Here is a 17,063-nt window from a genome sequence, read left to right on the forward strand (position 1 = left end):
CTATTAACCCAGGTCCATTGCCGAAGCCGCCGCTTTTCTGGCCGGCAACCAGGAAGCCAGGAAGGCAACCAGTACCACGGTAGCGGCAACCAGCAGAAAATCCGGCAGCATTATTTTTACGGGATATTGATTGATAACAAAGCTTCCGCCCTCCAATTTTACCAGGGCAAATTTTTCTTGCGCCCAGCAAATCAGCAGAGCCAGTAACATGCCCGCTACAGCGCCGATACCGGCCAGCAAAAAGCCCTCACTGATAAAAATGGATTGAATTCGGCCAGACGATGCCCCCATGGCTTTTAATACCTGGATGTCTTTCTGTTTTTCCAGAACAAGCATTGTAAGCGAACCGATCATGGTAAAGGCAGCTACTACCAGTATAAGTGATAACAGGATATAAATCACCCATTTTTCCATTTGCATAACACTGTATAAACCCTGGTTCTGCTGATACCGGCTTAGGATTTTATACTCTTTTCCGAAAACTTGCCGCAGTGCAGCACTGACGGCTTCTTCATCCGCGCCAGGCTGAAGGGCCAGTTCAATTCCTCCATATTCATCCGGTTGGAGGTTAAGCAATCCTTTTAAAAAATCAAGGTTGGTGAGTACATATTTATTATCGAATTCCTGCTGAATAGCAAATGCACCAGCGGTATAGATATTTTCTGCAATCAGGGCCGACATGGGGTCAGCAATATTAATTCCGGCCCCTCTTTTAGGCAGATAGGCTGTAATGGGAAGTAATTCACGGTCACTCCACAAACCCAGCACAGACTCTACGCCAACCCCCAGGATTGCCCGGGGTTTTTCTTTTGTACCAAGGTCAAACACTCCTACCTTAACATAGTCGGCCATGGTGGTTACCTGGGTATACTGGCTGTCCACGCCTTTCAGGTAAGCGATGGTTTGTGCCTCTCCGTTTTTTAGCAGGGCTTTTTCTTCCAAAACTTTTGACCAGGCTTTGATACCCTTAATGCCGGCCATTTCTTTTTCCTGCTGGGGCGATAATTTCAACATTTTTCCTTCAGCAGGAACCACTTTCAGCTCAGTGTAAAAAGTAGCATAGAGCGATTTTACCAGGTCTTCAAAGCCATTGAATACACTCAAAACAACAATCAGCGAAGCGGTGCCTACAACTACCGCCACCACACTTACCCAGGCAATAATATTGATGGCATTGGTTGATTTTTTCGACTTGAAATAGCGCCAGGCAAATAAAAAATTCAAGGGAGCTGCTTTTGGGGAATGGGTTATGCTTCCGGTGGAGTTTCACCCCGGTTTTCTTCTTTCTTGATCTTATCAAACACTTCTTCCATTTTGAATACATAATCAAGCGTATCGTCCAGATAAAACTGCATCACCGGGATCCGCCGCACCTGGTGCTTGATAGCAGCAGCCAGGCCTTTTTTAATTTCCCAGGCCCGGTCTTCCAGTTTTTTCATCGCCGCTTTCGGGTCCGGTACTTTAAAAAGGCTTATGTAAACCCGGGCTTCCAGCAGATCGGGGGTTACTTTTACATTGGAAATGGAAACCATTCCTCCATCCATCATGGTAAGGCCCAGATGTTGAAATACCTGGTTCAGGACCCCCTGAATTTCACCGGCCACCTGCTTTTGTCGTTTTGTCTCCTGTTGCATAGGGGTAATCACTTGATTAGTGCAAATTAACAAAGAATTCGGGAGCTTCCCCACCCTAAATTAATGTAGGTTTGCAGTTTCTATTTAATTGGTGAAATGAAGAAATTTTCGCTTGTTTTTAAATATCTGGCAGATAAGAAAGGCAATATTGTCCTCTATTTTCTGTTCAATCTGTTCTCCATCCTGTTTTCGCTGGTATCGCTGGCCATGCTGGCCCCCTTCCTGCAATTGTTATTTGGATTGGAAAAAAGACAGGTTCTGAAACCTGAATTTAACTGGACAGCTGCTTCGGCTATCGATGCTATGAAATACCAGTTGAGTGTACTCATCGACACCCAGGGGCCGGTACCTGCGCTTGCCACCATTTGCGTAGTGATAATCGTTTCTATCTTCTGCAAAAACCTCTTTCTTTACCTGGGGCTTCGAATGCTGACCCCGATGCGTAATCATGTGATGACCAAATTGCGCGCAGAGCTTTATGCAAAAATCCTGAACCTGCCGATCGGCTATTTTACCGAACAACGGAAAGGCGATATCATCAGCCGCATGAGTAATGACGTAAATGAAGTAGAATGGAGCATTATCGGTGCCATGGAAGTGCTGGTGAAAGAACCCCTTACGCTGATTATTATAGTTGGTTCATTGATTTTCCTGAGCCCGCAGTTATCGCTGTTCCTGGTCGTTCTTTTGCCGATCATGGGCTTTGTAATTGGGCGGGTAAGCAGAAGTTTAAAACGCCAATCCAACCAGGCCCAGGTGCAACAGGGATTGTTATTATCCGTACTGGACGAAACACTGGGTGGTATGCGTGTTATCAAAGCCTTTAATGCGGAAAACCTGATTTCGGACAAATTCAGCAGCATTAATAAGTTTTTGAATCATATCCGCAATGCCATGAATTTTCGGCGCGATCTGGCATCGCCTATGTCGGAATTTCTGGGTGTTTTGGTATTGTGTGCCATTCTGTGGTTTGGGGGTCAATTGGTCTTGAAAAACGAGGCCGGCCTGGATGCTGCCGGTTTTATAACCTATATCGTTTTCTTTACACAGATCATCAACCCTTCCAAGGCATTTTCAAATGCCTACTACAATGTGCAGCGGGGTACGGCTGCCATTGAACGGATCGAAGAAATTATTAAGGCACCGGTGAAAGTGGAAGAAGTAAAATTCCCCAAAACCCTCAGTTCCTTTAACCATAGCATTGAGTTCAGGAATGTGTCTTTTGCCTATGACGACGCCCTTATCCTGGATGATATTAACCTGGTTATTGAAAAAGGGAAAACCGTGGCCCTGGTAGGCTCCTCGGGCTCGGGCAAATCAACCCTGGCGGATCTTGTTCCACGTTTCCATGATGTAACTAAAGGGGAGATATTAATTGATGGAGTAAATATCAAGGAATATTCACTCACCTCCATTCGCGATCAGCTCAGTATTGTTACCCAGGAGCCCATCCTGTTCAATGACACGATCTCTGCAAATATTTCACTGGGATTACCTACGGCCGATAAAGCAGCGATTGAAAATGCAGCAAAAGTGGCCAATGCGCATAATTTTATTGTACAGAAAGAGGCCGGGTATGAAACCAATATCGGAGATCGGGGAGCTAAGCTAAGTGGAGGCGAACGGCAGCGACTCACCATTGCAAGGGCCGTATTAAAAAACCCACCTATCCTGATATTGGATGAAGCCACCAGTTCTCTTGATACAGAAAGTGAACGATTGGTACAGGATGCCATCGATAATATGATGCAGCACCGTACCAGTATAGTAATTGCGCATCGCCTGAGTACAATTCGTCATGCCGATGAAATCATCGTACTACAGAAAGGCCGGATTGTAGAAAGAGGCAGCCATGAAAGCCTGCTGTCGCAACAAGGATTTTATAAGCGGTTAGTGGATATGCAGGAGGTAAAATAAATTTGAATTACACAAATACTAACACATGAGACAAGTTTTCCTTGGCATTTGCTTACTGTTACTGGCGGTTAGTTTAACGGCCCAGCAACCGGTTAGCTATGAGCAGGCATTTAAAGGGGCTCCCACCAATATGCTGCAGCCCTTGCCGATGATCAGCAGTTGGCTCGATGGTAAATACTACCTTGAAACCAGGACTGAAAACAATGTTCGTAAAACAGTCAAAGTGAATGCCGCTACGGGTGCCGCGGAGGACTATACAGCACCGGCAGCAGGCAATGCTTCAGCAGCTGTTCCGGCCATTGCCATACAAGGCGCTCGCAATCAGACAACCTCGCCGGATGGCAGGTATTTTGCCTATACCAAAGCAGACAATAATCTCTATATACAGGAAATTGCTACAAAAAAAGAAAGCCGGTTAACCAATGATGGTAATGATTCTCTCTTAAATGGATATGCTTCCTGGATTTATTTTGAAGAGATCCTGGGAAGGGCATCGAGGTACAAGGCTTTCTGGTGGAGCGAAGACGGAAAACACCTTGCTTTCATGCGTTTTGATGAAAGCGGTATGCCGGTTTTTCCTATCTACGTGGCCGATGGGCAGCATGGATCATTGGAAAACAACCGCTATCCCAAACCCGGCGATAAAAATCCCGCGGTAAAAATCGGGGTGGTTAATATACAAACCGGTACCACTACCTGGGCCGATTTCAATGAAAAAGAGGATCAGTATTTTGGAACCCCTGTTTGGACACCTGGCGGAGAACTCTGGATTTCCTGGATGAACCGGGGACAAGATCAACTGAAAGTATATAAGGTAGACCTGGCTACGGGATCAAAAAACCTGGTCTACGAAGAATCGCAGAAAACCTGGATCGACCTGGATGATACCGATCGGTTTGAATTTCTGCCATCTGGTAAAGGATTCATCCTACGCAGCGATGCCAGCGGATGGAAACATTTTTACCTGCATGACATGAGCGGTAAACGCCTGGCTACCCTTACTTCCGGCGATTTTACAGTTGGGGATATTCATAAAATCGATGAAAAAGCCAAGCGGCTTTATTTTGATGCACGCAAAGAGAACAGTGCACGTACAGATTTATACAGTGTAGGATTGGATGGTAAAAACATGGTGCGGCATTCATTTGGTGATTATACATTTCGGGGAATGACGATTTCTCCCGATAATAAACTGTTTATCACCACTTATTCCAATCTGCAAACCGTGCCTACGATGGTGCTGGTTGATATGAAAGGAAAGATTGTACGCGAGCTGGGCTCTGCAAAAGGCAAGGATGCTGACCTATATGCTCAACCAAAAAGGGAACTGATCCGGGTGAAATCTGCCGACGGCTTATTTGATCTGCCTGTTTTGATCACTTATCCCATTGGATTTGATCCGGCAAAAAAATACCCGGTAATCATCAATATTTATGGCGGTCCGAATGCGGGTACCGTATACGATACCTACCGGGCAAATCCGGCTGAGTTATGGTGGGCAAACGAAGGATTGGTACAGGTAGCAATCGATAACCGCAGCAGTGGGCATTTCGGCAAAAAAGGCATGAATTTTATTCACCGCCAGTTAGGGAAGTATGAGATTGAGGATTATATGAGTGCTGCCGGCTGGTTGCGGAAGCAGCCCTGGATTGCGGGCGACCGGATCGGTATAACAGGGGGTAGTTTTGGTGGCTATATGACGGCGATGGCCCTTACGTATGGATCTGATTATTTCACGCATGGTATTGCAAATGCTTCGGTGATGGACTGGTCACTTTATGACACGCATTATACCGAACGGTTTATGGATACACCGGCAGAAAATCCGGAAGGCTATAAAGCAACCTCGGTGCTGACCTATGCTGATCGGTTAAAAGGTACTCTCCGCATAGTGCATGGTACTACGGATGATAATGTGCATATGCAGAACAGCATTCAGCTCATCAATCGGTTGCAGGATCTGGGCAAGCCTTTTGAGATGATGGTTTATCCCAATGAACGGCATGGTATCGGTGCCAATGTTCGTGCCAAGCGAGATCACCTGGTATCCGAAAATGCCAGCTTCTTTTACAAATACCTTCTCAACAAACCTGTTCCCGAAGTTTTCTGGAAAAAGACTGAACGGAAGGCGTTCTAGGTTCTAGGCGTCAGACAGGTGTTAGAACTTTGTTAGAACAGATGAATTGGAAAAGCCTGCCGCCGGCTGGGCAGGAAAGGCGAGCAACAAAGCAGATCACCAGTTTTTGACAAGGATTTTTATACCGGAAATAAATTCAGCACAAGGGAGCAGTTTCAAAAAAACTGCTCCTTTTTTTTTTGCCAATCGAAAAAAGCCGAAAAAAACCCGAAGCACTGCACCGCCAAATAACCATCTCCGCGATAAAGAAAATGACCCTCGTTTAAACACGATTCCGAACCAAGCATTGTTCAAAAATACTCAGCCCCCGCAGCCTCAGCAATAGCAAGCTGCTGAGTACTTTAAGGAAATTAATAAATACAGGAATTACCCTCAAGGCTCAATCGGTGATACCATTTCGCAAACGGTAAAAAATGATATAGCATAAACTGGCTCAGGTATTTGTTCCAACATGTATCTGACGACTAAAAAAGCGGAAACAGCTTATGCCATTTCCGCTTTGTTATGATCCGCTCAGTCAGGAGGTAAGCTTTTTGAAGCTATTCTACTCTCCCAATGCAAAGCTTACTTATTCATGGTGTTCTTCGCCTCAATACTTAAGGTTGCGTGCGGTACCGCGCGAAGCCTTGCTTTATCGATCAGCTTTCCGGTAACCCGGCAAATACCATAGGTTTTATTCTCGATCCGCATCATAGCTTTTTCCAGGTGATCGATAAAGGTGATCTGACGACTAGCCATTTGGGCCAATTGCTCACGTTCCATGCTAACGCTACCATCTTCCATGGTCATGTAACGGCTTTCACTTTCATCGCCTCCCATTTCATCTTTACGGGTAATCAAGCCCTGTAAATAAGCCAATTCCTTTTTAGCGGCATCCAGTTTCTTGTTAATTAATTCTCTGAACTCTGCCAATTCTGCATCACTATATCTCATAGTAGGTCCGGTTTGAATAGGTGCCTCCTGATCCAATACACTTTTTGTGAAATCAGGATGGTACGGTTTTACTGTTTTTGTTTTAATGTCTGGCACCACAAATTTCGTCGGCCTTTTTTCAGGCGGCGGCGCCGGTTTTTTGATGGGAATGGGAGTGGTCTGTTTTGAGTCGTCCTTAACAGTGGCCGGCTTCATTACAGAGGGCTTCCCGATAGGCTGGCGAATCGTTTTGACTGCCGGCTTTTTCTGTTTGCCTGCTTTAGCCGCAGGTGCGGACACTTCAGCAGGGGCAGGAGCTGCTTTAACAGCTGCCGGAGAAGTTGTTTTTATGTTATCTGATTTTTTAGTGTCGGTTTTACTTGCCGTAGCCGGAGCGGGTGCAACAGCCGCTTTGGCTGCCGGGGCTGCCTTGGCCGGAGTAGCTTTGGCTGGTACTGCCTTAACAGGTGCTGCTTTTTTTGCCGCCGGTTTTGCAGGAGCCGGGGCTGCTTTTACAGCTTTCGCCGGGGCTGCTTTGGCTGGAGTAGCTTTTGCAGAAGCCGCTTTAGCAGCTGGCTTTGCCGCAGGTGCAAGTTTTGCCGTCGCTTTTGCGGGCACTGCTTTCTTTGCCGGGGCCGGCTTGGCTGCCGCTTTTTTAGCAGGAGCTGCTTTCGAAGCTGTTTTGCTTCCTGCTGCCGATTTTGCCGGTGCAACTTTTTTCGCCGATCCGGCTGATTTACCAGCCGGTGCTTTCTTGTTGGTTGCCATAATTATTCCATTTTCCGGTGATCAATGTCCTATTTTATCAGGATCTGGTTACTTTATTGACCCAAACTTTTACCTCCTGCTCATTAACTTCCACAGGTGTAGCATCGTTTAGTTGATCTACCAATTCGAGCTCATCCGCCAATACCTCCGTTTTAATGTAGGAAGCGAATTGCTTAACCGCATCCGCCAGGTTTCCGATATCCGCTAATTTAATAGCAATCCGGTCAGTAAGTTCATAGCCGTTGTCTTTCCGGATCTTCTGGATCCGATTAACCAATTCCCGGGCATTTCCCTCCTGCTCCAGTGCTGGTGTTACCGTAACATCCAATGCAACGGTAAGTGCCCCTTTGGAACTTACCAGCCAGCCCGGAATGTCTTCACTGGATATTTCAACCTCATGGATTTGTAATATTAAGGGTTCGCTATCAATTTCCAAAGAATATACTCCTTCTTTTTCCAGCTTTGAAATAGCTTCCTGATCAAAGGCCTGAATCGCGGCACTAACCGCCTTCATTTTTGCCCCTACCCGCTTACCCAGGGCCTGAAAATTCGGTTTAATCTTCTTTTTAATGAAGCCGTCTGCATCCGTCAGGTATTGCAGTTCCTTTACATTAACCTCGGAAAGAATCAAATCCTCCACTTTCACCAGTTGCTCTTTCATTACCGGATTCAATACAGGGATTAATACCCGCTGTAAAGGTTGCCGGACCTTTATATTAACTTTTTTTCTCAATCCTAATACCAGCGAAGAAGCGTCCTGCGCCAATTGCATCCGCTCCTCCAGGCTTTGGTCAATCATCGCTTCCGCAGCTACCGGGTAGTTGAGATGATGCACCGACTCTCCTTCCAGCCGACCCGTAACCTCGTTCAGGTTGCCGAATAACCAGTCTGCAAAAAATGGCGATACCGGTGCCATCAGACGGGCTATGGTTTCCAGGCACTCGTACAAGGTTTGATAAGCCGCAATTTTATCCTGGCTGTAATCACCTTTCCAGAACCGCCGCCGGCACAGCCGAACATACCAGTTGCTGAGGTGCTCGTCTACAAAATCCTCTATCAATCGACCAGCCTGGGTGGGCTCATATTCATCAAATGCAGCGGTAACCGCCTTTACCAGGGTGTTCAAGGAAGATAAAATCCAGCGGTCTATTTCCGGGCGTTCTTCCAGCGGGATGGCAGCTTCCTTAAAGGAAAATCCATCTACATTCGCATACAAAACAAAAAACTGGTAGGTATTATATAAGGTTCCGAAGAATTTCCGCTGCACCTCCCGGATACCTTCCAGGTCAAATTTCAGGCTATCCCAGGGAGAGGCATTGGTGATCAGGTACCAGCGGGTAGCATCAGCGCCAAAACTTTCAATCGTCTTAAACGGGTCTACAACATTACCAAGGCGCTTACTCATCTTATTGCCGTTCTTATCCAGCACCAGCCCGTTTGAAACAACCGTTTTGTAGGCTACACTATCGTATAATAGTACCCCTAATGCATGCAAGGTATAAAACCAACCACGGGTCTGGTCAACACCTTCCGCAATAAAATCTGCCGGATAATTCTGCTCAAACGGCGTTTTAAACGGCTGTTCGGCTCCGGCCTTTAGTTTTTCCTGATCCAGCCCCCATTGCGCATAAGGCATGGCTCCACTATCAAACCAAACGTCGATAAGATCCGGTTCCCGATGCATTGGCTGCCCCGTTTCACTAACCAACACCACTTCATCTACATAGGGTTTATGCAAATCAAGAATACCGTCATGCAGGTAATGTTTATTGATATCCCCTCCCAATACTTCATTGGCCTTAATAATTTCGGCATTGAGCTCTGCAATTGACCCGATACATTTCTCTTCTTTTCCATCGGCCGTTCGCCAGATCGGAAGGGGTGTACCCCAATACCTCGACCGGCTCAGGTTCCAATCCACCATATTCTCCAACCAATTACCAAACCTGCCTTCGCCGGTTGCCTTTGGCTTCCAGTTAATGGTCTTATTCAGCTCCACCATCCGATCTTTTACTGCTGTAGTACGGATAAACCAGGCATCCAATGGATAATACAATACGGGTTTATCGGTTCTCCAGCAATGCGGATAACTATGCTCGTATTTCTCTACTTTAAAGGCCCGATTCTCTTTTTTCAGCTTTACGCTTATGTCCACATTTACGTCTATGTAATTGGGATCATCTTTGTAATTTTTTACGAACCGGCCACTGAACTCTCCCAGCCCTTCTACAAATTTTCCTTCCCGGTCTACCATTGCCAGAAAACCGATGCCGTACTTCTTACCAACTTTATAGTCGTCTGCACCAAATGCAGGTGCCGTATGTACGATACCAGTACCATCTTCCGTAGTTACAAACGTATCGCATAGTACACGGAAGGGATCGCCCCCCGCATTGGCTGCCGAATTGGCTTCATAGGGAAGCAGTTGCTCATAACGGGCATGCTCGATTGCAGTTCCTTTAAATTCAGCCAGTATCTTCCAGGGCAGGAGTTTGGTTTCTGCTGTATAGCTGTTAAAATCGCCGTTTTCGCCTTCCGGTTTAAAGTATTTGCCTAATAAGGATTTTGCCAGTACAACATTAACCGGCAAGTGTGTATACGGATTAAACGTTTGCACCAAAACATAGGTAATGCCTGGCCCAACTGTTAAACCAAGGTTGCTGGGCAGGGTCCAGGGGGTGGTAGTCCAAGCCAGGAAAAAGATTTCGGTCGAGTGTTTAGCCGCCTTCTCTGCAGCTTTAACTGCATTAAACAGGAATTGTGTTTTTTCATCCTCCACAGCTTTGAACATCGCAACTGCCGAAGTATCCTTTACATCTTTATAGGTACCAGGCTGGTTTAGTTCATGGGAACTTAAACCGGTGCCGGCCGCCGGTGAATAGGGTTGAATGCTTACACTCTTATACAGCAAGCCCTTTTCATGCAAGCGTTTCAATAACCACCAAAGCGTTTCAATGTACTCGTTCTTAAATGTTACATAGGGATCTTTGAGATCAACCCAGTAGCCCATTTTATTGGTCAGGTCATCCCATTTATCCTTGAAACGCAATACAGCCTCCCGGCATTTCTGGTTATATTCTTCGATGCTGATGGTTTTACCAATATCTTCTTTCGTAATACCCAGTTCCTTTTCTACGCCCAGCTCAATTGGTAATCCATGTGTGTCCCATCCACCTTTCCGCTTCACCTGGTAACCCTGCATTGTTTTATAGCGGCAAACCAGGTCTTTTAGGGTTCGGGAGATTACGTGGTGAATACCCGGCATACCATTCGCACTAGGCGGACCTTCATAAAACACAAAAGAGGGGGCGCCTTCCCGAACAGCAATGCTCTTTTCAAATGCCTGCTGCCGGTTCCACTTTTCGAGAATCGTGTTCTCGATCGATGGCAAATTCAACTGTTGAAACTCACGATACTTGGCTACCATAAAATAACTCGCTGATTCTTATGTACTTATATTATATGAACGATCGAAATAGACGCGAAGTTACTGAAATTTGACGGCATCCTCTTCCAACAGTGAACCAGTAGCGGAGGTATTTGTAATTTTAAAGACAAGCTAAGCTTTGCGCAGTGCCCGTATGCTCTGTTACCTGGGATCCCTACTCTTGGGTCTGCTAACCGGAATAGAAAGTCGGGCCAACCGGCTCATAGTCCGAACAAATGCCAATGCGGGTACCGGTAGCCTGCGAGAAGCCATTCAACTGGCCGGTTCCAATGGCAGTTCTGAAAGAGACAGTATACTTTTTAACCTGAGCGGTTCAGACTTGTTGGCTTATACGATTCAACTAAGTGCAGAACTTCCTCCTTTAAGTACTAACCTGTTCATTGACGGCGGAAAAACCAGCGGGGTTTTTATTCCCCTGGTAAATGCCGGCATCGTACTCAGTTTTAGCGGGCCAGTACCTGCTTCGGGCTTTCACTTTTTCAGGATCCTCGATGCCTCAGATATTACTATTACGGGGTTGGCATTTCAGAATCTGGCCGGTTTTTTCCCGGATCAACAACCCGTTGCCGGTATACAGTTAAAAAATGTACAGCGCATCCGGATTGGCAGGGTGGGATCCGGAAACCTGTTTTCAGGCCCTTTGCTGGCACTGGTAAATAAAACAACTGCCACTGACCCGGCAGGAACCCTGCAACAAGTTCATATTGAAGGCAACCTGTTTGGATTATCTGCACAACTTGAAAAAACAGACAACAACCGCATTCTACTCGAAAAAGCAGAAGAACTGGTACTGAAAGAAAACCTGTTTGTGAATACAACTATTACCCTAAGCAGGGAAGCTACCAGCCGTTCAAACTTCCTGGAATTCTCCAATAACCGGTCTAATAACGTTAATGGACAACCGATTGTTGATGGTAGTTTTTTATTACAATTGGAAGGAACTAAAAACGATGAGGGCAAAACGCTTATTACCTATAATTTTTTACAGGGTACCGATCGTATGCTGGAATTAAGTAACCTGGCACATGCAGTAGAAATAAGAGGCAACACGCTCCAATCATCCGCCTCCCTACCCTGTTCGCCACTTGGGTTTGCCATTCGTGTAACAAACTGTGGCCAGGTTGTAATAGGAACCCCGGAGGGTGAAGGAACCAACCAGATTTATGGGGCAATCTGGCAGGTGGGAACAGGGAAAACAAGCATCTGGCAAAACCAGTTCCTGGGTGAAATCCATTTGCCTGCCGGAACTATTCCTGCCAGCAACAGGATTACCTACTATTTTGAAAACATACTTCGCGGTAAAGCAAGTCCGGGTAGTATTATTCAGTTGTACGGTACCAATTGCACCGATCCCTGTCCACTCAGAACTTATATAAACTCCGCTATAGCAGACGGAGAGGGAAATTGGATGATTTCTCATAATTTCCTGGCCGGCGCTTATTTCCTGACTATTACAAAAAATGGCCAATCGGGCGAATTTCAACCATTGATCACAGATACGGCTACTACCATATTACTGAATGATATCAAAATTTCACAGGATACCTGTAATAGCAATTCCGGTAAACTGGAACTGGTGAACCCAGCTATTAACCCGGATGCAATAACAATGCTATGGAAAAATGCAGATGGCAAAATTGTAGGAAATGGGCAATCAGCAACCGGACTTTCTGCCGGATTCTATTACCTGGAAACCGCTAAAACCGACATCGGCTGCCGAGCACAAACCGGACCATTTGAGGTGCAGGCAGTTAGTATCAGGTTTCCACCACTACCAACGAAGGAAATCTGGACCGAACCTAATTCAACGTTGGAACTTTTAGCCGAACCGGTTCCGGGCTCCTGGTATTATTTATTTGATAAAATCAACGCAGGCACCGCAATTGACAGTTCTGAAACAGGACGGTTTATTATATCCATTGGTATAAACAATAGAACCCTTTACCTGCAAACCCGTAAAGAAAGCTGTAGAAGCAATTTTCAGGAGTTTACAATCAAAATCAGGAAAGCAGCAGATCTATATTTTCCAACGGCTTTCAGTCCGGATAACAATGGCAAAAATGAACGTTGGCGCCCAGTTACCACGGCCTCATTTGAACAGTACAGGCTCCGGATTTTTAACCGATTAGGGCAGGAATTGTTTTTTACCGATAATCCGGCAATTGGGTGGGATGGCCATTTCAGGGGCATTAAGCAGGCCATAGGAGTTTACACCTATACACTTGAAGCGCTTGATCGCGCCCGCGTACAAATACGAAAACATGGCCAGTTCCTGCTGCTCCGATAATACGCTCCTGCTACCTAAAATACACGCTATCAACACAGTATAAATTCTTCCGTAAAATTACGGTGAAAGTACTAGGTAGTTTACCACAGCCATCGCTAACCGAGAAAATATCAAAGAAAATGTGTTAAAAATCTCATTTACAGTAAATAAGCCAGGAGCATTTTTCCACATTTTTCGGCTTTGGCACAATTTCTGGACACTATTTCTGCAATTGAACGAAACAATATAGATGACGCAGTCGTCTTAAAAATACACCAGTTCAGACTGGTAATATTTCTACGGTTTAGGGTTTAGGGGTTAAAATAGGGGGTTGTCTAGCCCCCTTCCTCATTTTTATAACCTACCTGATCTCACTCATCCATTGTTCTGCAAACCTACGCGCAGTTTCAACCACCGGTTTTCCAGCACGATACGCCATCTTCCATCGGTTTCCCCTGCCTTCATAAGCCTTGTTCACAAAGTATTTAACGCCGTTCTTTTCGATCAGTTCCGCTTCAAAATCAATATCTTTTGTTTCTTCCATGAACTGTTGCAGCCTGGTTTTTACAAAAAGTAAATAGTTAGCCGGGTATTTCTGCTCCCACGCTTCAAGCAACTGCTGATTGCCGACTGCTGCATCTTTTAACAATTGCGGATAGTTGTTGCGATAGCTGGCAATCTGCTTATTATTGGGATCTTCTACCAGCTTTTGCTGGTGCTTAAGATCCACCAGCATTTTTTCAAACAATGTTTTCATAGATGCATCCGCTTTTTTTACGGAAAGCTCCATATCCGCAACCGATTTTTTTACCTGATCAATCATTTCCTGGTGCAGTTCCTCTGGTGTTTGCGGAGTATATACGCCTGGTTTTTCTTGCTGCCGCATGTTTTCATATTCTTTCATAAAGGCTGCACTGGTTACCTGTTTTTTTACGTACATAAGCAGGCTACCGGTTACGGCAGCACGATTTCCCAGGGTTATATTTTTTGCATTTTTAAGACCGTACTGATCCAACGAACCATACAGGAATCCACCCACTATTTTCATATCGGCATCCACCTTATTGATGCCCAATTGTTGGAGAAAATCCTCGGTCATACGATCAATCCTTAGGAAAGAAATAAGGCCACATGAAAAAACCAGCAGAACTGCCGGAAAAATAATTTTTGCCATTTGTTGTTTCATGATAAGAAAAGGTTTATAGGAATAATTTGTTGCGCGGCAAAATTGCCCGCTGTTTCAAGGGCTTGCAATAAGCTTCGTAATGAATTGTTGATATTCCTGTATGAACCGCCCAAAAACCAACCGCCTTTGCTACAGCTGCTTTTTCATCAACAGATCTGTTTGTACGTCTGTACCCAGTGTAAAAAGATGTTTATCAAATTCAACAAATCCATTCTTGGTATAAAAACGGATGGCATTGGCATTTTTTTCCCAAACTCCCAGCCATATATAATCAAGTTTTAAATTCCTGGCAAGCTCAATGGCGTGATCAAGTAATACTTGCCCGATTTTTTTACCCTGAAAAGCGTTTAATACATAAATGCGTTCAATTTCTAATGAATTGGGGTCATTTAACTCAGTTTGTACAGGAGCTTCATTGAGTTTTAGGTAACCTACCACTGTTTGATCAGTTTTGCATAAATAAAAATGGGCCTGGGGGGAGGAAAGCTCTGCGGCAAGCTTTTCTTTAGACATGCCCTCTTCCAGGTATTTTTTCATATTCTCTGCGGTATTATGAACAGCAAAGGTTTCCTGAAAAGTCTGGCGGCTAATCTGCTGTAAAATAACCAGGTCTTCTGCCGAAACTTTATGCAAATAATATCTATTCATACTTCCATAACTATTTGAAGATGCCGAAACTTAGTACAAATTTGGCACTATTTCCTGAACCACAGGTAAAACCTGAACATTCTGTAAGTTTGGCCGATGAATCAGTATTGTTCATCCCTACAATAGTAAATAAATGATCATTACCTGTACTCTTTCTGAAGAAGACTATTTGGTATTTTACTTGTATACAGCTTCTAAAAACAAAAACCATCAAATAAAATCATTTTATCGACGGATCCTGACTTCCTGCCTATTCCTGGTTTCCGCCCTGCTGATGTTGCATCTTGCAGAAGGTTATGTTTCACTGTTTTTTCTGTTTTTGGGAATTGCCTGTTTTGCTTTTTATTCGCACTACCTACGATGGACGTACACAAGGCACTATAAAAAACACATCCGTACCAAGCTCCATAAATTAATTGGCCAATCTGTTTCACTAAGGCTGGAAGAGACCGGTTTACATAGCCAGTATCGGTTCGGAGAAAGCGCCGTTCAGTACGAAGCAATAGAACAGTTGATTGAATTACCCGACTATTTTTTGCTGTTATTTATTGGAGGAAGCGGATTTCCGTTACCCAAAACTCATCTAAACGAGCAAGAAAAACTAGCGCTGATCAATCAATTAGTTACCAGGAACAAGATACCCTTTCAACAAGAACCTGCCTGGCATTTTTCCCTGTAAGAAAAGACCTGTGGTAAACACAGGTCTTCCCATACCCTTAGTGTTGATTACTCAATTTCTGCACAACTTCCACTCCCAGTTGTCTACCCATTTCCAGCCCTACTTCATTATCGGTTCTGAAATGGATACCTCCCTGAAACCTTGATTCTGCCCCGTCAATGGCCCGTTGCCGGAAATAATCTTTATCGGTCGGAAAAAAATAAGCCATGATTTCTGCCATTACGCTGCCGATCATAGCATGCCCGGATGGATAACCTGGAAATGGCGGACTGAAAAACAAAACCGGTTTAAAACTGCTGTCGTACTGGTCGGGGCGGGTTCCCCAATAGGTATATTTTGCATCCCAGCAAGAAACAAACCCGTCATACATCCCAATGGCTGTAGCGGCATAAATTTTTGCAGCCAGCGGCGGGTTTAAATGAATATTGTGTTCAAATAATTTAAGTTTCAATATATCCGTCCAGACGGGTTCGGTAGCAAAATAAAATGCATTAGCCGTGGATTGAAAGCCCGGTTGAAACGCTTTTAACTCTTCCATATCCCGGGCAAAGTCTGGCGGAGGCCCTGGCCTCAGCTGATGAGCCGTTTTTAAAACCACTGTTTTACTAAATCCCGCCGTTGGAAAGGAAGGCTGGCCCTGCCAGATATATTTACCCTCCGGCCGTTTACCATTCCATTTAACTGCCGGCGGAAACTCCTTTACATAATCCAATTCGTCAGCCGCAATAAGGCTACCAAGCACAAACCCAGCCCTTGTATCGGAGGGGTAAGCCAGTCCTGCATCCACTCTCGACTGCATGGCCCGTTCTGCCATGCGCATGGCCGAATCTGCCAGGGAAGGAAAATACTTTTTCATGATGGCAACCGCAACACCAGCAGCTACTGAGGTTTCACAGGGGTAGGACGGACTCACCGGTACGGGGCCAAACTGTTTCACCCCAGGATCAGAGGCAACCGGTCGCAGGCGCTTGTGGCGGTATTTTTCCTTCCAGGTAATAACAGTGGCATCATAAATGGCAACCTGCAGCACCATAAAGGCAACGGGACCAATATCGCCAGCTGCCGGCGACATCCACAGGTCATTCATCCAATTCACCCAGCGATAACCCGGCGACCCGGCATTCCAATACTTCACCTGAGCCAAAGCGGAAGAATCAAGCAATGATTGCCGTTTCAATACTTCGCCTAGTTCCTGCTTATTTCCACCGGCTGGGGGAATGGTATATTTTTTACCGCTTGAAACAAACCAGGTTGGCCACTCACCGGCCTTCTCATCAGCCTGGCAATAGCCCTTTAAATAAGCACCCAGCAATACTACCAACAAAAACAGCGATGATTTCATAAAGAGAAGTTTTATGCAACCTACTCCAGGAAAGTCTATCATTTTCCGACCGGCTACAGACAACGGTTTTCTGTCTACTTCCCTCAAAATGCCGCTCGTAGCCATTAAGAGGTAACTGGTAGCCCG

General features: G+C 45.3%; 11 protein-coding genes. 4 read left to right on the plus strand and 7 right to left on the minus strand.

The features are described 5' to 3' along the window. Positions 1–3: 3 nt before the first annotated feature. Positions 4–1,224, minus strand: coding sequence for an FtsX-like permease family protein (locus tag A1D16_RS13080; protein ID WP_290710164.1), 1,221 nt, complete (start codon positions 1,222–1,224; stop codon positions 4–6). A gap of 23 nt (positions 1,225–1,247) precedes the next feature. Next, positions 1,248–1,634: a ribosome-binding factor A gene (locus A1D16_RS13085; protein WP_290710166.1), complete on the minus strand. Its 387-nt coding sequence runs from the start codon at positions 1,632–1,634 to the stop codon at positions 1,248–1,250. 96 nt (positions 1,635–1,730) lie between these two features. Here A1D16_RS13085 and A1D16_RS13090 point away from each other — a divergent pair, with 96 nt between their 5' ends. Continuing rightward, positions 1,731–3,551, plus strand: coding sequence for an ABC transporter ATP-binding protein (locus A1D16_RS13090; RefSeq protein ID WP_290710169.1), 1,821 nt, complete (start codon positions 1,731–1,733; stop codon positions 3,549–3,551). A 25-nt stretch (positions 3,552–3,576) separates the two neighbouring features. After that, a complete protein-coding gene (locus A1D16_RS13095) occupies positions 3,577–5,688 on the plus strand; it encodes a DPP IV N-terminal domain-containing protein (RefSeq protein WP_290710170.1) in 2,112 nt (703 codons plus the stop codon). A 564-nt stretch (positions 5,689–6,252) separates the two neighbouring features. Here A1D16_RS13095 and A1D16_RS13100 read toward each other — a convergent pair. Next, positions 6,253–7,368, minus strand: coding sequence for a TraR/DksA C4-type zinc finger protein (locus tag A1D16_RS13100; RefSeq protein WP_290710172.1), 1,116 nt, complete (start codon positions 7,366–7,368; stop codon positions 6,253–6,255). Between the two features lie 37 nt (positions 7,369–7,405). Then, positions 7,406–10,795, minus strand: a complete 3,390-nt coding sequence (gene ileS / locus A1D16_RS13105; protein ID WP_290710173.1) for an isoleucine--tRNA ligase — start codon at positions 10,793–10,795, stop codon at positions 7,406–7,408. 154 nt (positions 10,796–10,949) lie between these two features. Between ileS and A1D16_RS13110 the strand changes: the two genes are divergently transcribed. Further along, complete coding sequence (locus A1D16_RS13110) at positions 10,950–13,103, plus strand: gliding motility-associated C-terminal domain-containing protein (protein WP_290710175.1); 2,154 nt, start codon at positions 10,950–10,952, stop codon at positions 13,101–13,103. A gap of 340 nt (positions 13,104–13,443) precedes the next feature. Here the strand turns inward: A1D16_RS13110 and A1D16_RS13115 are convergent, their stop codons facing one another. Both A1D16_RS13115 and A1D16_RS13120 read right to left on the minus strand, forming a co-directional pair. Continuing rightward, positions 13,444–14,268, minus strand: a complete 825-nt coding sequence (locus A1D16_RS13115) for a hypothetical protein (protein WP_290710177.1) — start codon at positions 14,266–14,268, stop codon at positions 13,444–13,446. 129 nt (positions 14,269–14,397) lie between these two features. Continuing rightward, on the minus strand, positions 14,398–14,916 hold the full coding sequence (locus A1D16_RS13120; protein ID WP_290710178.1) for a GNAT family N-acetyltransferase: 519 nt from the start codon (positions 14,914–14,916) through the stop codon (positions 14,398–14,400). A 133-nt stretch (positions 14,917–15,049) separates the two neighbouring features. Here A1D16_RS13120 and A1D16_RS13125 point away from each other — a divergent pair, with 133 nt between their 5' ends. Further along, positions 15,050–15,595: a YcxB family protein gene (locus tag A1D16_RS13125; protein WP_290710179.1), complete on the plus strand. Its 546-nt coding sequence runs from the start codon at positions 15,050–15,052 to the stop codon at positions 15,593–15,595. Between the two features lie 37 nt (positions 15,596–15,632). Here the strand turns inward: A1D16_RS13125 and A1D16_RS13130 are convergent, their stop codons facing one another. Then, the gene (locus A1D16_RS13130; RefSeq protein ID WP_290710180.1) at positions 15,633–16,937 is read right to left on the minus strand and encodes a phosphatase PAP2 family protein; all 1,305 of its coding nucleotides are present in this window, start codon (positions 16,935–16,937) and stop codon (positions 15,633–15,635) included. Positions 16,938–17,063: the final 126 nt, after the last annotated feature.

This window comes from Flavihumibacter sp. CACIAM 22H1 (genome assembly GCF_001601815.1).
GTDB lineage: Bacteria > Bacteroidota > Bacteroidia > Chitinophagales > Chitinophagaceae > Flavihumibacter.